This window comes from Amycolatopsis sp. cmx-4-83 (assembly GCF_046548815.1).
Taxonomy (GTDB): Bacteria; Actinomycetota; Actinomycetes; order Mycobacteriales; family Pseudonocardiaceae; genus Amycolatopsis; species Amycolatopsis pretoriensis_A.
The window spans coordinates 394306-412509 of sequence record NZ_JAEBEF010000007.1 but is presented as its reverse complement, the minus strand read 5'-3'; the positions used below and the strand labels follow the sequence as shown (position 1 = coordinate 412509).

The window sequence follows — 18204 nt, the reverse complement described above, 5'->3', positions numbered from 1 at the left end:
GGGTGACTCACTCCTTGGCTTCGGCGGGGGCGAGCCGCGCGGCGAGGTCCGCGACGATCTCGGCCGGGGTCCGCTCGTCGGTGACGACCTCGACGGTGGCGACCTCGCGGTACACGGGCACGCGCTCGTCGAGCAGTTTTTTGAACGTGGCGCGGGGGTTCACCCCGGCCAGCAGCGGCCGCGCGTTCGAGAGGCCGGTGCGCTGCACACCCGCGGCGAGGCCGACGTTGAGGAACACGACGGTGTGCTCCGCCAGCCGGCCCCGGGTGCCGGGCGTCAGCGGCGCGCCGCCGCCGAGGGAGAGCACGCCTTCGTGCTCCGCCAGCGCCGTCGCGACTGCTTCTTCTTCCAGTGCGCGGAAAGCGGGTTCGCCGTCCTCCGCGAAGATGTCGGAGATGCTGCGCCCGGTGCGCGCGACGATGTCGTCGTCGCAGTCGCGGAACGGCACGCCGAGCGCGGCCGCCAGCAGCGGTCCGACAGTGCTCTTGCCCGAGCCGGGCGGCCCGACGATCACCGCGCGGGGGCTCACCAGCGCTCCTCGAGGGCCTTCAGGTACGCCTCGGCGTTGCGCTTGCCCTCGACCAGCGAGTCGCCGCCGAACTTCTCCAGCGCGGCGTCGGCGAGGACGAGCGCCACCACGGACTCCAGCACGACGCCGGCCCGTGGCACGGCGCAGACGTCGGACCGCTGGTGGATCGCGACCGCGGGCTCGCCCGTCTTGACGTCCACTGTGGACAGTGCTTTGGGGACGGTCGAGATCGGCTTCATCGCGACGCGCACCCGAAGCGGCTCGCCGTTGGTGATGCCGCCTTCGAGGCCGCCCGCGCGGTTGGACCGGCGGGTGACGCCGACCGGGCCGGTGCCGCGGTCGATCTCGTCGTGCGCCTGGCTGCCCCAGCGGCGCGCGGTGGTGAAGCCGTCGCCGACCTCGACGCCCTTCATCGCCTGGACGCCCATGAGCGCGCCGGCCAGCCGCGCGTCGAGCCGCCGGTCCCAGTGGACGTGGGAGCCGAGGCCCGGCGGGAGGCCGTAGGCGAGGACCTCGATCACGCCGCCAACGGTGTCGCCCGCCTTCCGGACGGCGTCGACCTCGGCGACCATCGCGTCGGTGCCCGCCTGGCTGAACGCGCGGACCGGGCTCTCGTCGATGGCGGCCAGGTCGGCCGCGACCGGCAGCGGGCCCTCGGGCGCGTCCGCGCCGCCGATCGAGACGACGTGGCTGAGGATCTCGACTCCGAGCAGCTGCTTCAGGTAGTTGCGCGCGACGGTGCCGAGCGCGGTCCGCGACGCCGTTTCGCGCGCGCTCGCCCGCTCCAGGACGGGACGGGCCTCGTCGAAGCCGTACTTCTGCATGCCGGGCAGGTCCGCGTGGCCCGGGCGGGGCCGGGTGAGCGGTTCGTTGCGCGCGAGGCCTTCGAGCACCTGCGGGTCGACCGGGTCGGCCGCCATGACCTGCTCCCACTTGGGCCACTCGGCGTTCTCGATCTGCACCGCGACCGGGCCGCCCTGGGTGAGGCCGTGGCGCACGCCGCCGAGGAACTCGATGTGGTCGGTCTCGAAGCCCATCCGCGGGCTGCGGCCGAAGCCGAGACGGCGCCGGGCGAGCTGCTCGGTGACGTCGGCGGTGGTGACGGCGACGCCGGCGGGCATCCCTTCGAGCACGGCGGCCAGCGCGGGTCCGTGCGATTCACCTGCGGTGATCCAGCGCAACATGGGCTCAATCCTGTCACGGGCGCGGGGCGGGCCGGGACGTGCCTCCGGTCATGGCGCCCCCGGGAAGACGGCGCACAGCCAGGTGGCCGCGAGCAGGGCGGGACCGTGCGGGACGCGGGCCCGTTTCCGCGCGGCGGCGACGGCCAGGCTGAGCAGTGCGGCCAGCACCGCGGCGACCGGGAGGGCGGCCCAGCCCACCGCGCCCAGGACCGCGCCGAGGCTGCCGGAGAGCTTGACGTCGCCGGCGCCGAGGGTGCTCGTCCGGTGGGCCAGCGCGTGGGCCGCGCCGAACAGGACGGCGCCGATGGCCGCGCGCAGGGCCAGGGACGGGCCACCGCCACCGAGGGCCGCGGCTCCGATGGCGGCGCCGACGAGGGGGTAGGCGGGGAGGGTCAGCGCGTCGGGCAGGCGGAGGTGACGCAGGTCGGCGAGGGCCAGCGGGACGGCGACGGCGGTGAGGACGAGAGGTACGGGCAGCCACCAGGCCGGCCAGGCACCGGTGAGGCAGCGGGCGGTGACCGCGGTGGTGGTGAGGGCGGTCAGGAGGGCGGCGAGGGCGAGCGGGATGGGGGCGTCGGCGCGGTCGAGGGCTCGTTTGGCGAGGGGCGCGGTGGCCGCTCCGGTGGCGGCCGCGCCGGTGAGGGTGAGGATCGTCGGGGGCATGGGTCCAGAGTGCTGCGGCGGGGTTGAGCTGGGCAAATGCCGAGCGTCGCGAAAGGACCGTTCGTGCCGCCGCGGGCCGGATATCACTCCTGTGGGCGACGGCGAAGGGGCCCGAAGTGCGGCCCGGGAACCCCTGCGAGCGGTGCGGCGACGCGGGCGAACCGCGGCCGGGCTTGAGGTGGGCGAGGCCGAAGGGGCGGGCTCGGACGGCTGGGCATGAAGCGGCAGGGCTCGGAGCGGGCGGGATCGAAGCCGGGCGGCGCTGAAACGGCGGGGCTGGAAGCGCGCGGCTCAGGCGGGCGGACTCGACGCGACGGGCACCGAAGCCGCTCAGGCGGAAGCGAGCGCTCGAAGCAGCCGGGACCGAAGTGGGCGGCACCGAAGCCGCTCAGGCGGAAGCGGGCGCTCGAAGCAGCCGGGACCGAAGTGGGCGGCACTGAAGCAGCCAGGGCGGAAGCAAGCGGGATCGAGGTAAGCGGCACCAGGTGGACGGGGCCGAAGCCGCCACGACTGAAGCCGGCGGGATCGCGGCAGGCGGGACCGAGGCTGGCGCGGGGCCGCAAGCGAGCGGGTGGTTCGTCCGGGTCCCCCTGCGACCCGGGCGAACCACCCCGTCACAACGTCAGCCGCAGCAGCGCACGCCCGCTCCCCCCGCGCACCTCCAACGCCGCCAAATCCGACCGCTGCAACGCCGTCCCGATCACGATGCGGGCGGTGTTGTCCGGGACCGCCTTCCACGTCGCCAGCTGACTCTCCGTGCCCGTCCGGGAGATCGCCACCAGCACGTAGTCGCCACCACTGCGGCCGCCCGTGTAGCTGCACGACATGTCGACCTGCGTGCCCCACTCGAAGGCGTCCAGGCGGGCGTCCGCGCGGACCGGGAACTGGCCCAGCGCCGTCATCGCGATCGACGGCGGGGGCGAAGCCGCCGGCCACGACGCCACCACCGCCAGTGCCACGCACGCCGCCACCGCCAGCGCGGCCGACACCGACGTCACCGCGATGCGGATGCGGCGGCCGCGGCGGACGCGGGCGAGGACCGCGGGCAGCAGGTCGGGCGGTGGCGGGCCGAGTTCGGGCAGGACCGCCGGGGTGTCGACGCGGGCCAGCAGGCCCGGGAGCCCCGCCATGTCGCGGACCGAAGCCGCGCAGTGGTCGCACGTGCGCAGGTGCTCCTCGAAGCGCTGGCGGTCCTCGGGGGACAGCGCCCCCAGCACGTAGGCGGCGTCGAACGCCGCGAACGGGTCTTCGCTCACTGGGTCACCCCCCTCTCCTCGAGCACCAGCCGCAACGCGCGCAACGCGTAGTGGGTGCGGGACTTCACCGTTCCCTCGGCGACGCCCAGCCGCAGCGCCGCGTCCGCTACGGAATAGCCCTGGAAGTAACACATGACCAGGACCTCGCGGTGCCGCTCGGACAGCTCGGCGAGCGCCTCCGCGACCAGCCAGCCCTGAACCGCGCGGTCCGTCCCGTCGGCGACGGCGAGTTCCGGTGGCTCGTCCGTCACCACCTCCGACCGGGACGACGCCGAGCGCCAGCCGTCGATCGCGATGCGCCGCGCCACCGTGAACAGCCACGCGCGGGCCGACCCCTGGGACTGGTCCAGCACCGCCGTCGAGCGCCAGGCGCGCAGCAGCGTCTCCTGGACGACGTCTTCGGCGCGGATCCGGTCGCCGGAGGTCAGGTGGAGCGCGTAGGACCACAACGCGGCCGCGTGTTCCTCGTGCAGCGCGCGCATCAGCGCCTCTTCGGCGACTTCCCCCACGGAACTCAGGCCGCGACTCGGCGCCGGTCCTTCACGAACAGCAGCGCCAGGCCGCCCAGGATGCAGACCGCCTCCGTGATGACGCCCCAGTACTCGGGCTGGCTGGTGAACTGGTCGTGGTTGCCGGCGAAGCCGACGGTCGCGGCCAGCACGTACGCGCCCAGCGTCAGCACGCCGAACCCGAGCGCGCCCAGGGCCGGCAGCCAGTGCCGCCAGGCCAGCACCGCGATTGCGAGGACCAGGCCGCCGATCGCGTCCAGCAGGAACAGCGGGCCGACGATGCCCGGGTAGTCCTCGGTCCACAAGAAGTAGTGCACGCCCGCCGAGCCCAGCAACGCGGCCGCCACGACGATGCGCAGAACCCATCCCACCATGATCGTTCCTCCACTCCACACCCACTCGGCTACATACACGGAACAGGGGCCGATCCGGTTCACCGCGGATTGAACCGATGCGGTGTCGATCTCGTTGGTAAGGGCATGACTGCCGAACTGCACTCCCGCCGCACCGTCCTGACCACCGGTGCCGCCGTCGCCGGTGCCGCCGTCGGCGCCGTCGCGCTCACCGCCTGCTCCTCGGACGACGCCAAGTCCGGCACCGCGCAGGCGCCGATCGCCGCCGGAACACCACTGGTCGCGCTCGCCGACGTCCCCGTCGGGGAGGCGAAGGCGGCCAAGGCCCCGGACGGCTCCGACGTCATCGTGGCCCGGCCGTCCGAGTCGGCCGCCGCCGCGTTCAGCGCGATCTGCACGCACCAGGGCTGCACCGTCGCCCCCAAGGGCGCCGACCTGATCTGCCCCTGCCACGGCTCCGTCTTCAACGCGCTGACCGGGGAAGTCAAGCAGGGACCGGCGAACAAGCCGCTGCCGAGCGTGCCGGTCAAGGTGGAGAACGGGAAGGTCGTCACCGGCTGACGAGCCGGGGACGCCGAAGGGCCCTTGCGGACGAGCACCGTCCACAAGGGCCCTTCGCGTGACAGAAAGTCCTCAGGCGTCCCAGGCGAACAGCTTTTCGCCCGCCGCGACGTCGCGCTCGGCGTCCAAAGCGGACAGCACGTCCGCCGACGCGTCCAGCGCGACCACCGGGACGATCGCCGAGTAGCCCGCCGCGGTCACCGCTTCCGGGTCCCAGCTGACGACCGGCTGGCCGGCCCGCACCTGCTCGCCCTTGACGACGTGCAGCGTGAAGCCCTCGCCCTTCTCCTTGACCGTGTCGATGCCCAGGTGCACCAGCACGGCCTTGCCGTCCTCGGTCGCGATGACGTAGGCGTGCGGGTGCAGCGTGGCGACCGTGCCGTCGACCGGCGCCACCGCGTCCGAACGCCCGCCCGTGGGCTGCACGGCGATGCCCGGGCCCACCATGGCCTGCGCGAACACCGGGTCCGGGACCTCGGTGATCGGCACCACGCGCCCGGCGACCGGGCTGAGGACCTCGAGGCTCACAGCAGGTCCTCGATGTCGCTGGCGATCGTGTCCGCCTCCGGCCCGACGATCACCTGCAGCGCCGAGGACCCCATCTTGACGACGCCCATCGCGCCGGCCTTCTTCAGCGCCGCTTCGTCGACGAGGCTCATGTCCTCGACCTCGCAGCGCAGCCGCGTGATGCACCCCTCGACCTCGGTGAGATTGCCCGCGCCGCCGAGTGCCGCGAGGATCTTTTCGGGCCTGTCATCCGCCATCGCGGTCTCCTTGATCACTGTTTGTTCCCAACCTGACGCGAACCGCGTGTCCACCTGTACTACGCCGTTCGTCGGCATGCACCCCGCCGCGGGCCACGAACGGATAACGGTGGGTTGACACCCGTCCGCGCGGCGGAGCATCCTGCCCCATCAGATCATTGGTCTAGACCGGAACGTACCAATGTTCCGGTCCGGACGCGAGCACCGGTCCCCCGGTGACACGAGAACGAGGAGGGTGACGCCGATGAGCGCGGCCGCGCACGTCCCGCCACCCGACCGGGTCGTCAACGGGCCCACGCCCAAGCACGCCCAGCTGCGGGAAATCCTCCGCCGCACGGTGGAGCGGGAGCTCCCGCCGGGTGCGCCGATCCCGTCGGAACGCGAGCTGGCCCAGCGCTACGGCGTGTCGCGGCTCACGGTCAGATCGGCGATCGGCAAGCTGGTCGAAGAGGGTCTGCTCGCCCGGGTCCGCGGCAAGGGCACCTTCACCGCGGCCCGGCGGATGGAACTGCAGCTCTACCTCATGTCGTTCACCGACGACATGAGGCGGCGGGGGCTGACCCCGACGACCGAGGTGGTCTCGGCCGCCACCGAGGTCCCGCCCACCGCCTCGGCCCACGCCCTCGGCCTGGCCGAGGGCACTCCCGCGCACCACCTGGTGCGTTTGCGCCACGCCGACGGCGTTCCCCTGGCCGTCGAGCGGGGCTGGTACCACGCGGGCCGGGCTCCCGGCCTGCTCGAGCTCGACCTGACCCAGTCGCTCTACGCGCAGCTGGCCGAGACGTACGACGTGCGTCCCGACCAGGCGTGGCAGACGGTCTGGGCCGAAGGAGCGGATCGCGAGACGGCCCGGCTGCTCGGCATGCGCGCCGGCAGCCCGCTGCTCGTGTTCCGCAGGGTCTCCAGCGCGAACGGCGACCCGATCGAAGACATCACTTCCTGGTACCGGGGAGATCACTACCAGGTGACCATGCAGTTGGACCGGAACACCCCGGAACCCGGTCAACCACCCCACTATGGAGGATCCAGATGAGCTCCACCACCGCGGAGGGGGCGAAGAAGAGCGGCAGCGGTCTCGCCGGTCTTCAGCGCTTCGGCCGTAGCCTCATGCTCCCCATCGCCGTGCTCCCGGCGGCGGGCATCCTGCTGCGGTTCGGGCAGGACGACATGCTCGGCAAGGACGGCCTCGGCTGGAACAAGGTCGCCTCGGTGCTGGGCGCCGCGGGCGGCACGCTGTTCAACTGGCTGCCGCTGCTGTTCGCGGTCGGCATCGCGGTCGGCTTCGCCAAGAAGGGCGACGGCTCGACCGCCGTCGCGGCCGTCGTCGGCTTCTTCGTCTTCAGCTCCGTCGTCCAGGTCTTCGCCCCGCTGAGCGACCTGCCCGGCTACAAGGCGGGCGCGACCGAGCTGGCGCCGATCAAGTGGCCGTACTCGGTGCTCGCGGGTGTCGTGGTCGGCATCGTCGCGGCGCTGCTGTGGCAGAAGTACCACCGCATCAAGCTGCCCGCCTACCTGGCGTTCTTCGGCGGCCGCCGGTTCGTCCCGATCATCACCGCGGTGGTCATGGTGATCCTCGGCGTGCTCTTCGGCCTCGTCTTCCACTGGGTCGACCAGGGCATCCAGGCCGCCGGTGACGCGGTCACCGCCTCCCCGATCGTCGGTGGCGGCATCTACGGCGCGCTGAACCGCCTGCTCATCCCGGTCGGTCTGCACCAGCTGCTGAACGTCCCCGTCTGGTTCATCTTCGACGGCGGTGACATCAACAACTTCGTCGCCGGCAAGATGTCGGCCGGTGCGTTCACCACGGGCTTCTTCCCGATCTTCATGTTCGCGCTGCCCGCGGCCGCGCTCGCCATCTGGCAGACGGCCCGCCCGGCGCAGAAGAAGGTCGTCGGCGGTGTGATGATCGCCGGCGCGCTGACCTCGTTCCTGACCGGTGTGACCGAGCCGATCGAGTTCTCGTTCATGTTCGTCGCGTGGCCGCTGTACCTGTTCCACGCGATCATGACCGGCACCTCGCTGGCGATCTGCAACGCGCTGGGCATCCACCAGAGCTTCAACTTCTCGGCCGGCGCGATCGACTACCTGCTCAACTTCGGCGCCCCGGCGGCGCAGAAGCCGTGGCTGCTCATCCCGATCGGCCTCGTCTACGCGGTGATCTACTACTTCGTGTTCCGGTTCGCGATCATCAAGTTCAACCTGCGCACCCCGGGCCGCGAAGACGACTCGATCGAGGCCGACCTCGACCGCACCGCCGCCGCGTAACATCCGTATCGACGTAGTACCCCGTTAGAGAGGACGAACATGCCGGAGAAACGCGTCGCCGTGGCGAGCAAGGTGGGTCTGCACGCCAGGCCGGCCGCGCTGGTGGCGAAGGCGGCCGCGGCGCAACCCGTCGCGGTGCACATCGCCAAGGCCGGCGGGAGCCCGGTGGCCGCCGGCAGCGTGCTCAACCTCATGACGCTCGCCGCCGGGTACGGCGACGAGGTCGTCATCAGCGCCGAGGGCGAAGGCGCCGAGGAGGCCGTCGAAGCGGTCGCCCAGCTCGTCGCCACCGACCTCGACGCCTGAGGCAGCGAAACCCGCGAAGGCCCTCGCACCGGTCCCCGACACCGGTGCGAGGGCCTTCGTTTCGTAGGGTGGGCGCATGGAGAGCCTGCGCCTGATCGACGAGTGGCCGGTGGACAACACCGCGACGGCCGTGGTGTCCGCCGACGGGGCCGTGCAGGGCCGCCACGGCGACACCGCGCGGAAGTTCCCGCTGGCCTCGGTCAGCAAGCCGCTGACCGCCTACGCCGCGCTGATCGCGATCGAAGAGGGCGTCGTCGAGCTCGACACCCCGGCCGGGCCGGAGGGCTCGACCGTGCGGCACCTGCTCGCCCACACCTCCGGGCTCGCGTTCGACACGCACAAGGCGATGGCCGAGCCGGGCACGCGGCGGCTCTACTCCAACGCCGGGTTCGAGCAGCTGGCCGACGCGCTCGCCGAGCACTCCGGCATCCCCTTCGCGCAGTACCAGGCCGAAGCGCTGTTCGCCCCGCTCGGGATGACTTCGACCACCTTGACGGGTTCGCCCGCGTCGGGTGCGGTGTCCACAGTGGACGACCTGGTCGCCTTCGCCGCCGAGTTGCAGGCGCCCGAGCTGCTCGACCCCGCGACCGTCGCCGAGGCCACGAACGTCGTCTTCCCCGGCCTGTCCGGCGTGCTGCCCGGCTTCGGGCACCAGAAGCCGAACGACTGGGGCCTCGGCTTCGAGATCCGTGACCACAAGAGCCCGCACTGGACCGGCGCGAACAGCTCGCCGCGCACCTTCGGGCACTTCGGCCAGTCGGGCACGTTCCTCTGGGTCGACCCGCCCGCGGGCGCGGCCTGCGTCGCCCTCACCGACCGCGCGTTCGGCCCGTGGGCGGCCGAGGTCTGGCCGCGCTACACCGACGCCGTGCTGGCGGAATTGGGCGCGTGAAGCGGGTCCTCCTCGCGGCCGTCCTGCTGGTGGCCGCCTGCAGCGCGCCCCAGGCCGCGCCGGTGCCCGCTCCCTCGCCTTCGCCGCAAACCGCTCCCCCGGCGCTGGGCACGAACGGCGCCGCCGTACCCGCGCTGCGCTGGACGCCGTGCCACGGGCAGTTCCAGTGCGCGGGCGCGGCCGTGCCGCTGAGCTACCGCGAGCCGAAGGGTGCCTCGATCACGCTCTCGGTGATCCGGCTGCCGGCGAGCGACCCCGGACGGCGGCTCGGCTCGCTGTTCTTCAACTTCGGCGGCCCGGGCGCGGACGGCGTCGGCGAGCTGACGCGCTTCGCCGCCCGCTACCCCGACGAGCTGCGCGCCCGCTTCGACCTGGTCAGCTTCGACCCGCGCGGGATCGGCGGCTCGTCACCGGTCAGCTGCCCCGGCGCCGACCACCTGCCGCCCGCCGGGTCGCCGCTGCGGCAGCCGGACGCGTTCTTCGCGGCGAGCGCGGCGACCGGCCGGGCCTGCGCCGCCTCGGGTGCCCTGCTGAGCCATTTGTCGACCGCGAACGTGGCGCGGGACCTGGAGCTGCTGCGCCAGGCCGTGGGCGACCCCGCGCTGAACTTCTACGGCTACTCCTACGGCACGTACCTGGGCGGGACGTACGCGAACCTGTTCCCGGACAAGGTGCGCGCGATGACCCTCGACGGCACGCTCGACCTCGTCGCGAACGCCACCGGGAAACCGGGCCAGGAGCAGCAGCCGGTGGACGTCCGAGCCGACGTCGCCGGGGCTCAGCAGCGGGAGCTGGACGAGTTCTTCGCGGTGTGCGCCGCCGCCGGGCCCCGGTGCGCGTTCTCCGCGGGCGACCCGAAGCAGCGGTTCGCCGGGATCTTCGCCCGCGCGTCCCGCGGCCAGGGCGTCGGCTCGCTGATGCGGACGGTCGACAGCGCGCTCTACCAGTCGGGCCGGTGGAAGCGGCTGGCCCAGACCCTTTCCGCGATGCCGTCGGACCCGGGGCCCGCCGCGCCGGTGCTGGACCCGTACGTGCCGACGCACTCCGCCGGGTTCCTGGCCGTCCAGTGCGTCGACAGCGACAACCCATCTTCGGTCGCCGGCTACACCGCGCTGGCCGCTCGCGAGAGTGCGCGTCAGCCGTACTTCGGGCTGGGGTCGGTGTTTTCGATGGCCCAGTGCGTCGGCTGGCCGGCCCACGACGCCGATCGGTACACCGGGCCGTGGAACCGGGCGCGGAAGAACCCCGTGCTGGTGCTGAACAACCGGTTCGACCCGGCGACGCCGCTGCACAACGCGGAAGCGACGGCGGCGGAGCTGGGTGACGGGCGGGTGCTCGTCGTCGAGGGTTACGGCCACACGTCCCTCGACGCGCCCAGCGCGTGCGCCTCGGCGGCGGTCGTGCGGTACCTGACGGAGCTGAGCGCGCCGGCCGCCGGGACCACCTGCGCTCCGGACGCGGTCCCGTTCTCGTGAGCCGCTGACCGGAGTCCGGTCGAACGCCCCGGGCCGAGGCCGGCCCCGGCCACCACCGTCACGGCGGCGGCCGAGGCACCGGCGACGAGCAGCGGCCCGCGACGACCTCGTGAGTGAGAAACAGTGTTCTAACCCTGTTTCTCACTCACGACCCGGGCGCACGCGTCGTTCAGCCGAACGGACCCGCCGACAGGGTCTTTGGACCCTGCCGGGCGCGCCGCGCGGGTGGTGTCATGGTTCTCGTGCGGGCCCGCCGCCGGGCCGGTGCGGGGACCTCGGGCCCCGGCGGGCCGCACGCCAAAGCTAGTCCATCAGCCGGATCGGTTCCCCCGCCTGGTAAGCCGCGATGTCCTCGACCGCGTCGCCGTAGAAGATCTCGTAGGTCTCGCGCGCGACGAAGCCTAGGTGCGGCGTCAGGACGGCATTGTCGAGTGTCCTCAGTGGATGGTCGGACGGGAACGGCTCGACGTCGTAGACGTCCAGCGCCGCGACCCGGATCTCGTTGCGCCGCAACGCGTCCACGAGCGCGTCCTCGTCGACGATCGGGCCGCGCGAGGTGTTCACCAGCATCGCGCTCGGCTTCATCGCGGCGAGTTCGGGCGCGCCGACGAGCCCGCGGGTGCGGTCGCTGAGCACCAGGTGGATCGACAGCACGTCCGACCGCGCGAACAGCTCCTCTTTCGACACCGCCGTGACGCCGTGCGGCTCCGCCTTCTCCGGCGTCAGGTTCTGGCTCCAGGCAATGGTCTCCATCCCGAACGCCTGCCCGATCTTCGCCGCACCGGCGCCGAGCCTGCCGAGGCCGAGCAGGCCGAGCGTCTTGCCGTGCAGCATGGTGCCGACGGTCGTCTGCCAGCCACCCTCCCGCATGGACCGGAACTCCCGCGGCAGGTTCCGCGCCGCGGCGAGGATCAGCGCCCAGGTGTGCTCGGCGGTCGGCTCCCCCAGGTAGCCGGTCTTGGACACGACGACGCCGTTGCGCCGCGCGGCCGGGACGTCGATGGCCGCGTTGCGCGGGCCGGTGCTGACCAGCAGCTTCAGGTCCGGCAGCCGGTCCAGGACCTCGGCCGGGAACCGGGTGCGCTCACGCATCGCGACGATCACTTCGAAGCCCTGCAGCTGCCCCACGACGTCGGTGAGGGGCTCGGTGAAGACCGTGATGTCGGCCTTCAGCGAGTCCCAGTCACCGAAGGTCAGGGCGACGTCCTGGTAGTCGTCGAGGATCGCGATGCGCATGACCTCACCGTAGTGGGACGACGACGTCCCCGCGGACCAAGCGGTGATCGGCGGCGTCGTTCAGCCGGGCCGGCCAGGTTGCCCGGGGTGACGTCGCCGGAGTCGGCGTGACCCGACTCTCTTGAACGCGTTCAAAAAGCGCGCTACCGTCTTCCTGAACACGTTCAAAACTTGGAGGAACCATGGACCCCGTCGTCCTCGCATACGCGCTCTACCTGCTGATCAGCATCCCGCTGACCGTTCTCGTGGCCCGGACGCTGAGCAAGCACGGCCGCACCTTCCTGGCCGAGGTCTTCGCCGACAGCCCGGGCCTCGCCACCGCCGTCAACCAGCTGCTGGTCGTCGGCTTCTACCTGATCAGCCTCGGGTTCGTGACGCTGTTCCTGACCAGCCGGGCGACCGTGCTCAGCGCGCGCGAGGTGTTCGAGCTGCTCTCGGTGAAGGTCGGCGTGGTCGCGCTGATCCTCGGGGTGATGCACCTGACGAACGTGCTGATCTTCAACGGCATCCGCCGCCGCCACCTGGCCCCGAAGCCCGTGCCGGCGCCCCTCCCCTATCCGGGGATGCCGCCCTTCCCGCAGCACTGACGGAACCGGCGCTAACGTGCAGCCCGTGGCCAAGAGCGAGGAAACGCGGTCCCTGATCGTCACGACCGCGATGCGGCTGTTCACCGAGAACGGCTACGACCGCACGACGATGCGCGCTATCGCCGCCGAAGCGGGCGTCTCGGTCGGCAACGCGTACTACTACTTCTCGTCGAAGGAACAGCTGATCCAGGGCTTCTACGACGAGATCGCCCGGCAGCACCTCGAGACGGCCCGCCCCCTGCTGGCCGGCGAGCAGGCGTTCGCGGCGCGCCTGCGGGCGGTGCTGTTGTGCTGGCTGGACATCGCGGAGCCCTACCACCGCTTCGGCACGCAGTTCTTCGTCAACGCGGCCGACCCCGAGTCGCCGCTGAGCCCGTTCAGCGACGACTCGTCGGCCGCGAGGGAGGCGTCGATCGGCCTGATGCGCGAGGTCATCGACGGCTCGGACGTGAAACTGGACCCGGAACTGCGGGCGCAGCTGCCGGAGTTGCTGTGGCTGTACCAGATGGGCGTGGTGCTGTTCTGGGTCCACGACCGGTCGGCGGGGACGAAGCGGAGCCGGATGCTGGTGGAGCGGAGTGTGCCGCTGCTGGCGCGGGTGGCGGCACTGTCGCGGCTGCGGATCTTCCGGCCGGTGAGCCGGGAGATCGTGGACCTGATCCAGGAACTGTCTAAGCGGGACTGACCGCCCGGAAGTACAGGAACCGGGGTTTCGTGCGCAGGTTCGCCGCCCACTTCGGGTCGGCTTCCTCCGCCTCCGCGGCCGGCATCGGCTCCTCCAGCCGGTCCACCGCAAAACCCGCCTCACGGACCGCGGTGAACGTCCAGCTCAACGGGCGCCGGTAGAAGCGCACCACCTGTCCGGCCGGGAACTCGTCCTCCAGCAGTTCCAGCTCGAAGTAGTTCTCCCGCTCGAACCAGCGCCAGTCCTCGCCCGGGTGGTGCACCGAAAACACCAGAACACCTCCAGGCCGGAGAACCCGCCGGAACTCCGCCAGCATCGGCGCCCAATCCTTCACGTAGTGCAGCACCAGCGAAGCCGTGATCACGTCGAAGGAACCGGACTCGAGAGCAAGCGGCTCGGTCACGTCGGCGACTTCGAACCGCGCCACCGGACCGAACTTCCGCTGGGCGACCGAAACCATCCCCGCGCTCGCGTCCACCCCCAAGACGTCCGCGCCCCGCGCGGCCAGCAGCGCGCTCAAGTGCCCCGCCGCGCAGCCGACGTCCAGTACCCGCCGGCCCGAGACGTCGCCGGCCAGCTCGACGATCGCGGGCCGGTCGTACCACGCGTTCGTCACCGACTTCTCCGCGTGCGTCGCGTAGGACTCGCTGAACGCGTCGTACTGCGCCGCGCGAGCCCGGCTGATGATCTCCTCCACCACCTCGGTCTTCGCGTCCGCGTAGTGGCCGATGTACTTCCACGTCCGAGCGGCCAGTTCCCGCTTGGTCGCCGCGTACAGCTCGAGCTCGGACGGGTGCGAACGCAGGCGGTCGCGAAACAGGCGGTACCTGGGCGTCTGGCCGTTGCCCGGCGAGTACACGTGCAGGTTGACGTTCGTGTCCGGGCCCTTGAAACACCGGTGCTTCTCCCAGTCCGGCTCGCGGATCACCAGCCGGTAGCCCGCCGCCTCCAGGGCCGGGACGTACGTCTCCTCGTCGGCGGAATCCGGGACCTCCAGGAGGATGTCGATGATCGGCTTCACGCACAGGCCGGGTACCGACGTCGAGCCGACGTGCTCCAGCACGAGCACCCGCTCCCCCAGCACCCCCCTGATCCGCGCGGCTTCGCGCTCGAACAGCGCCGGCCACCGCGGGTCGTAGTCGACCAGCGTGACCGTGGAGTTGAGTTCCGGTGGTTCGCCGACCCACGCGGCGTTGATCTCGGCCTCGCTCTGTGCTTCCCGGCTGCTCATCCCGTGCAGACCCCCTTCTTTCGGGCAGTCCACCAGAATAGCGTCAGCCGATCGGCAACGGCAGCAGATTTCCGGTCGCTTCGCGCAGCGCGTCCCGCATCGCCGCGCGGGGGGCCGGCCGGCCGGTGAAGTGCTCGGCCTGGCCGAACGCCTGGTGCAGCAGCATGTCCAGCCCCGTCGCGAGGCGGCCGCCGCGGGCGGCCACCGCTTCGGCCAGCGGGGTCGGCCACGGGTGGTAGATGACGTCGAGGACGTGCGCGATCGCCGCCAGCTCCGCCACGTGCGGGGCCACCGCGGCCGGCGGGACCGTGTTCACCAGGACCGCCGACGACGCCAGCGCGGCGAAGTCCGTTTCGGACCAGCGGAGGACGTCGACGTCGAGGGAAGCCCGCTTCGCCGCGTCGAGAGTTTCCGTCGCCCGGGCCGGTTCGCGCACCACCAGGCGGACCTGCCGGATGCCGAGCTCCGCGAGGCCGACCACCGCCGCCGCCGCGGTGCCGCCCGCGCCGAGGACGACCGCCGTGTCCGCCGGGGACGGCTCGTAGCCGCCCGCCGCGCGGAGGGCACCCGTGACGCCGTCGACGTCCGTGCAGTCCGCGAGCCAGCCTCGGGCCGTGCGGACCAGTGTGTTGGCCGCGCCGACGGCGGCCGCGCGCGGGGTCACCCCGGCCGCGTGGTCCAGGGCCGCGCGCTTGCCCGGCATCGTCACCGACAGCCCCGTCCACTCCGGGCCGAGGCCGTCGACCAACGCCGGGAGCTCGTCGGCGCCGGTCTCGATGCGCTCGTACGTCCAGCCGGTCAGGCCGAGCGCGGCGAACGCGGCGCCGTGCAGCACCGGGGACAGCGAGTGCGCCACCGGTTTCCCGAGGACCGCTGCCTTGCGGGGCTCAGATGACACCGCGTTCCTCGGCCAGGGCGCGGTTCTTGTTGTGCTCGTCGTTGGTGACCGCGAAGCAGGACAGGCCGTTCTTCTCGCACTTGACGAAGTAGACCCAGTCCCCGGCCGGCGGGTGCACCGCGGCCTGGATCGCGTCCGCGCTCGGCACCGAGATCGGCGTCGGCGTCAGCCCGGCGTTCTTGTACGTGTTGTACGCGCCGGACTTCACGCGGTCGCCCTCGTTGGTCAGCAGTGTCGGGCGGTCCAGCACGTAGTTGACCGTGGAGTCCATCTGCAGCCGCATGTTGATCGCCAGCCGGTTGTAGATCACCCGCGACAGCTTGCCGAAGTCGGCCTTCACCGCCTCGCGCTCGATGATCGACGCGATGATCAGCGTCTGGTACGGCGTCACGCCCGGCCCGGTCGACTGCGGGCTCAGCCCGGCGTTCTGGATCGCGTCGGTCGAGCTCTTCACCAGCTGCCCGAGGATCTCCTGCGCGTTCGCCCCCGGCTTGACGTCGTAGAGGCCCGGCGCGATCAGGCCTTCCAGCCTGCGGTCCTTGCGGTCGGCCTTGTTCGCCGGCTCGATCGCCCAGTCCGGCACGCCGAGCGTCTTCAGGTCCGCCGCGTCGACGGCCTTGCGGAAGTCGTCGGCGGACACGCAGGTGCTCTTGCCGTCCAGCTGCGCGCACGACGCCTTCGCCAGCAGGCTGTACACGCCGGGCGTGACCTTGCCGTCGGGCTGGGTGATGTCGTCGAACTGCGTGTACGGCCGGACTTCCAGCTGGCCGACGCGCGAGGTCGGCGCGGTGATCCGGTCGACCGCGCTCGCCCCGGACATGTGCGTCTTCATCACGTAGAAGCCGTGCTGGATCCGGGCGAGCTTCGGGTTGTCCTCGCCCGCCTTCACGAACGCCTTGCTGCTGGCGACGATGCCCGCCGTGGTGAGCTTCGCGCCGATCGCGGACGTCGAGTCGCCGTCGTCGACCTGGAACAGCACGTCGCCGTCGCCGGCGCCGTCGAAGTCCTCGTAGCCGAAGAACTTGGTGAAGCCGTAGTAGGCGCCGCCGGCGAGCAGCGCGATCACCGCGATCGCGGCGACCCAGCCCAGGAAGCGCTTGCCCTTCTTCTTGCGCGGCTTGGCCGGCTCGTCCTCGTAGTCGTCGTACTCCGCGTATTCGTCGCCCTCGGCGAAGAACTCTTCGGGCTCTTCGGCGGCCGGCTCGGCCGGGGGCTGCGCGGGGATGATGTCGGTCGGCGGGTCGTCGCGCACCGGCGGGGGCGGCGGACGGCGGCGCCGCGGCGGCTCGGCCCCGGGTTCGGGCACGCCGACAGAGCGGTCACCCGGCTGGCGGGGCCGCCGCGGGGGTTCGCGGCGGGGGTCGAACTCGACTTCGGGGTCGAGGGCCGCCTGGCGGCGGCGCGACTCGGCTTCGGGCTCGGCGGCCCGGCGGCGGCGTGGCTGCGACACCTCGGCTTCGGCCGGGTCGGGCACCGGACCGCGGCGCGGGGCCTGCCCGGCCTCGGGCTCACCACGACGGCGGCGCCGCGGCGGCTCGGCGTCGGGCACCCCGCGCAGCCGCGCGACCTCGGCGCCCTCGTCGACCGGGCCACCGCGCAGGCGGGCGGCCTGCGCTTCGGCGGCTTCTTCGAGGTCGAGCATCGCCTGGTGACGGCGGGCAGCGTCGGCTTCGGCCAGCTCTTCCGGGCTGGGCCGGCGACGGCGCGCCGGTTCGTCGTCCGCTTCCGGGTCGAGCATCGCCTGGCGGCGGCGGGCGACCTCGGCTTCGGCCAGCTCATCCGGGCTCGGCCGGCGACGACGAAGCTGCGACACCTCGGCCGGCTCTTCGGGGGCCGGCCGGCGACGGCGAGGCTGCGACACCTCGGCTTCGGCCGGCTCTTCGGGGCCGGGACGGCGACGCCGCGGGGGCACCTCGTCCTCCGGCGCCGGAGGACGGCCTGGGGCACGGCGCCGGGGCTCCTCGCCGGGTTCGGGGGCCGCGCGACGGCGGCGTGGGGGCGGGCCGTCGGCGCCCGCGTCGAGGCCGTGGCGGGCACGGGCGGGGCCGGCGCGCTCGGCGTCACGGGGGTCGTAGTCGGCTTCGGCCGGGGGCAGTTGCGCCGGGGGCTCCAGGCGGCGGCGACGGCCGGCCGGCGGGGCGTCCTGGCCGCGGCGGGACGGCTGGGGCAGGTCGTACTCGCCGCTGTGCCGCGAAGCCTGCGGCAGCTCGTGGTACCCGCTCGCGCGCGGGTCTTCGCGGCGAGGTGCGGGACGGGACGGCGGCGGGGTGGCCGGTCCCGGTTCGCGCAGTCGCCTGCGTCCGCGGGGCAGCTCGGGGTGCTGCTCGTTCATCGGTCTCCCTCCCGGGCGCGGTGCGCAGCGGCGGCGTCGATCCAGGCCTGCAGGATCTCGACGGCGGCGGCCTGGTCGACCACCGCACGCTGCTTGCGGCCTTTGACCCCGCGCTGGGAGAGGATGCGGGATGCGGTGACCGTGGTCAGCCGCTCGTCGCCCAGCCGGACCGGCACGGGCGCTATCCGCCCGGCCAGGCGTTCAGAATACGCGATCGCCAGCTCGGCCGCCGGACCCTGCCGGTTGGCGAGCGTCCGCGGCAACCCCACGATCACCTCGACCACCTCGTGCTCGGTGACGAGGGCGGCCAGCTGGTCCAGATCACTGTCGTCGGTCGCATCGCGGGAGAGGGTAACCAATGGCGAAGCGAGCACGGGGGCCGGATCGCTCAGCGCCACCCCGACCCGGACGGATCCGACATCCACTCCGAGCCGACGGCCGCGCCCCGGATCGTCCTTACCCGGCCGATCCGGGCCGC

At 72.5% G+C, this 18204-nt stretch carries 21 protein-coding genes; 8 read left to right on the top strand and 13 right to left on the bottom strand.

What is annotated here, in order from left to right; genetic code table 11:
* Positions 1-7 precede the first annotated feature (7 nt).
* The 6 genes from ACLJQM_RS23535 to ACLJQM_RS23510 form a co-directional block, all read right to left on the bottom strand.
* A complete protein-coding gene (locus tag ACLJQM_RS23535; RefSeq protein ID WP_247011663.1) occupies positions 8-529 on the bottom strand; it encodes a shikimate kinase in 522 nt (173 codons plus the stop codon).
* Complete coding sequence (gene aroC, locus ACLJQM_RS23530; protein ID WP_247011665.1) at positions 526-1713, bottom strand: chorismate synthase; 1188 nt, start codon at positions 1711-1713, stop codon at positions 526-528. Before aroC ends, ACLJQM_RS23535 begins: the two co-directional genes overlap by 4 nt.
* A gap of 48 nt (positions 1714-1761) precedes the next feature.
* Positions 1762-2376 carry a prepilin peptidase gene (locus ACLJQM_RS23525; RefSeq protein ID WP_410632780.1) on the bottom strand — a complete coding sequence of 205 codons (615 nt, stop codon included), beginning with the start codon at positions 2374-2376 and terminating at the stop codon, positions 1762-1764.
* A gap of 614 nt (positions 2377-2990) precedes the next feature.
* Complete coding sequence (locus ACLJQM_RS23520) at positions 2991-3632, bottom strand: zf-HC2 domain-containing protein (protein WP_410632778.1); 642 nt, start codon at positions 3630-3632, stop codon at positions 2991-2993.
* On the bottom strand, positions 3629-4141 hold the full coding sequence (locus tag ACLJQM_RS23515) for a sigma-70 family RNA polymerase sigma factor (protein WP_410632776.1): 513 nt from the start codon (positions 4139-4141) through the stop codon (positions 3629-3631). The genes ACLJQM_RS23520 and ACLJQM_RS23515 overlap by 4 nt, the downstream gene beginning before the upstream one ends.
* Positions 4142-4146: 5 nt before the next feature.
* Positions 4147-4515 (bottom strand): hypothetical protein, encoded by a 369-nt coding sequence (locus ACLJQM_RS23510; RefSeq protein WP_410632775.1) that lies wholly within the window; start codon positions 4513-4515, stop codon positions 4147-4149.
* A 105-nt stretch (positions 4516-4620) separates the two neighbouring features.
* On the opposite strand from ACLJQM_RS23510, the gene ACLJQM_RS23505 reads away from it, so the two are divergent.
* Positions 4621-5055 carry a ubiquinol-cytochrome c reductase iron-sulfur subunit gene (locus tag ACLJQM_RS23505; protein ID WP_247011671.1) on the top strand — a complete coding sequence of 145 codons (435 nt, stop codon included), beginning with the start codon at positions 4621-4623 and terminating at the stop codon, positions 5053-5055.
* A gap of 72 nt (positions 5056-5127) precedes the next feature.
* Here ACLJQM_RS23505 and ACLJQM_RS23500 read toward each other — a convergent pair whose 3' ends face one another.
* Together ACLJQM_RS23500 and ACLJQM_RS23495 are read right to left on the bottom strand one after the other, a co-directional pair.
* A complete protein-coding gene (locus tag ACLJQM_RS23500; RefSeq protein ID WP_360767373.1) occupies positions 5128-5583 on the bottom strand; it encodes a PTS glucose transporter subunit IIA in 456 nt (151 codons plus the stop codon).
* Complete coding sequence (locus ACLJQM_RS23495) at positions 5580-5819, bottom strand: glucose PTS transporter subunit EIIB (protein WP_247011672.1); 240 nt, start codon at positions 5817-5819, stop codon at positions 5580-5582. The genes ACLJQM_RS23500 and ACLJQM_RS23495 overlap by 4 nt, the downstream gene beginning before the upstream one ends.
* A 244-nt stretch (positions 5820-6063) precedes the next feature.
* On the opposite strand from ACLJQM_RS23495, the gene ACLJQM_RS23490 reads away from it, so the two are divergent.
* The 5 genes from ACLJQM_RS23490 (at position 6064) to ACLJQM_RS23470 (ending at position 10757) form a co-directional block, all read left to right on the top strand.
* Positions 6064-6852, top strand: a complete 789-nt coding sequence (locus tag ACLJQM_RS23490) for a GntR family transcriptional regulator (protein WP_247011673.1) — start codon at positions 6064-6066, stop codon at positions 6850-6852.
* On the top strand, positions 6849-8084 hold the full coding sequence (locus ACLJQM_RS23485) for a PTS transporter subunit EIIC (RefSeq protein WP_360767368.1): 1236 nt from the start codon (positions 6849-6851) through the stop codon (positions 8082-8084). Before ACLJQM_RS23490 ends, ACLJQM_RS23485 begins: the two co-directional genes overlap by 4 nt.
* Positions 8085-8123: 39 nt before the next feature.
* Positions 8124-8390 carry an HPr family phosphocarrier protein gene (locus ACLJQM_RS23480; protein ID WP_410632774.1) on the top strand — a complete coding sequence of 89 codons (267 nt, stop codon included), beginning with the start codon at positions 8124-8126 and terminating at the stop codon, positions 8388-8390.
* Positions 8391-8466: 76 nt separating this feature from the next.
* Entirely contained in the window at positions 8467-9282 is an 816-nt protein-coding gene (locus tag ACLJQM_RS23475) for a serine hydrolase domain-containing protein (RefSeq protein WP_410632773.1), read from the top strand.
* Entirely contained in the window at positions 9279-10757 is a 1479-nt protein-coding gene (locus ACLJQM_RS23470) for an alpha/beta hydrolase (RefSeq protein WP_410632772.1), read from the top strand. The genes ACLJQM_RS23475 and ACLJQM_RS23470 overlap by 4 nt, the downstream gene beginning before the upstream one ends.
* Before the next feature lie 303 nt (positions 10758-11060).
* Here ACLJQM_RS23470 and ACLJQM_RS23465 read toward each other — a convergent pair whose 3' ends face one another.
* Entirely contained in the window at positions 11061-11993 is a 933-nt protein-coding gene (locus ACLJQM_RS23465) for a D-2-hydroxyacid dehydrogenase family protein (RefSeq protein WP_410632771.1), read from the bottom strand.
* Positions 11994-12175: 182 nt separating this feature from the next.
* Here ACLJQM_RS23465 and ACLJQM_RS23460 point away from each other — a divergent pair, with 182 nt between their 5' ends.
* On the top strand, positions 12176-12580 hold the full coding sequence (locus ACLJQM_RS23460; RefSeq protein ID WP_410632770.1) for a hypothetical protein: 405 nt from the start codon (positions 12176-12178) through the stop codon (positions 12578-12580).
* Between the two features lie 25 nt (positions 12581-12605).
* Complete coding sequence (locus tag ACLJQM_RS23455) at positions 12606-13265, top strand: TetR family transcriptional regulator (protein WP_410632769.1); 660 nt, start codon at positions 12606-12608, stop codon at positions 13263-13265.
* Here the strand turns inward: ACLJQM_RS23455 and ACLJQM_RS23450 are convergent.
* From ACLJQM_RS23450 to ruvX, 4 genes are read right to left on the bottom strand one after another with little or no spacing between them, the layout of a single operon-like run.
* Complete coding sequence (locus tag ACLJQM_RS23450) at positions 13252-14496, bottom strand: GrpB family protein (RefSeq protein WP_410632768.1); 1245 nt, start codon at positions 14494-14496, stop codon at positions 13252-13254. The two genes, ACLJQM_RS23455 and ACLJQM_RS23450, sit on opposite strands and share 14 nt — an antisense overlap.
* Positions 14497-14539: 43 nt before the next feature.
* Entirely contained in the window at positions 14540-15394 is an 855-nt protein-coding gene (locus ACLJQM_RS23445; protein ID WP_410632767.1) for a shikimate dehydrogenase, read from the bottom strand.
* The gene (gene mltG / locus ACLJQM_RS23440; RefSeq protein WP_410632766.1) at positions 15384-17726 is read right to left on the bottom strand and encodes an endolytic transglycosylase MltG; all 2343 of its coding nucleotides are present in this window, start codon (positions 17724-17726) and stop codon (positions 15384-15386) included. The genes ACLJQM_RS23445 and mltG overlap by 11 nt, the downstream gene beginning before the upstream one ends.
* A complete protein-coding gene (gene ruvX, locus ACLJQM_RS23435; protein WP_315863291.1) occupies positions 17723-18151 on the bottom strand; it encodes a Holliday junction resolvase RuvX in 429 nt (142 codons plus the stop codon). The genes mltG and ruvX overlap by 4 nt, the downstream gene beginning before the upstream one ends.
* Positions 18152-18204: the final 53 nt, after the last annotated feature.

Bases quoted from the DNA above. Each gene is read 5' to 3' on its own strand.
- ACLJQM_RS23490 (WP_247011673.1), top strand. From the start codon at position 6,064: ATGAGCGCGGCCGCGCACGTCCCGCCACCCGACCGGGTCGTCAACGGG.
- aroC (WP_247011665.1), bottom strand. From the start codon at position 1,713: ATGTTGCGCTGGATCACCGCAGGTGAATCGCACGGACCCGCGCTGGCC.
- ACLJQM_RS23510 (WP_410632775.1), bottom strand. From the start codon at position 4,515: ATGGTGGGATGGGTTCTGCGCATCGTCGTGGCGGCCGCGTTGCTGGGC.
- ACLJQM_RS23485 (WP_360767368.1), top strand. From the start codon at position 6,849: ATGAGCTCCACCACCGCGGAGGGGGCGAAGAAGAGCGGCAGCGGTCTC.
- ACLJQM_RS23525 (WP_410632780.1), bottom strand. From the start codon at position 2,376: ATGCCCCCGACGATCCTCACCCTCACCGGCGCGGCCGCCACCGGAGCG.
- mltG (WP_410632766.1), bottom strand. From the start codon at position 17,726: ATGAACGAGCAGCACCCCGAGCTGCCCCGCGGACGCAGGCGACTGCGC.
- ACLJQM_RS23480 (WP_410632774.1), top strand. From the start codon at position 8,124: ATGCCGGAGAAACGCGTCGCCGTGGCGAGCAAGGTGGGTCTGCACGCC.
- ACLJQM_RS23450 (WP_410632768.1), bottom strand. From the start codon at position 14,496: ATGAGCAGCCGGGAAGCACAGAGCGAGGCCGAGATCAACGCCGCGTGG.
- ACLJQM_RS23495 (WP_247011672.1), bottom strand. From the start codon at position 5,819: ATGGCGGATGACAGGCCCGAAAAGATCCTCGCGGCACTCGGCGGCGCG.
- ACLJQM_RS23475 (WP_410632773.1), top strand. From the start codon at position 8,467: ATGGAGAGCCTGCGCCTGATCGACGAGTGGCCGGTGGACAACACCGCG.
- ACLJQM_RS23465 (WP_410632771.1), bottom strand. From the start codon at position 11,993: ATGCGCATCGCGATCCTCGACGACTACCAGGACGTCGCCCTGACCTTC.
- ACLJQM_RS23505 (WP_247011671.1), top strand. From the start codon at position 4,621: ATGACTGCCGAACTGCACTCCCGCCGCACCGTCCTGACCACCGGTGCC.
- ACLJQM_RS23460 (WP_410632770.1), top strand. From the start codon at position 12,176: ATGGACCCCGTCGTCCTCGCATACGCGCTCTACCTGCTGATCAGCATC.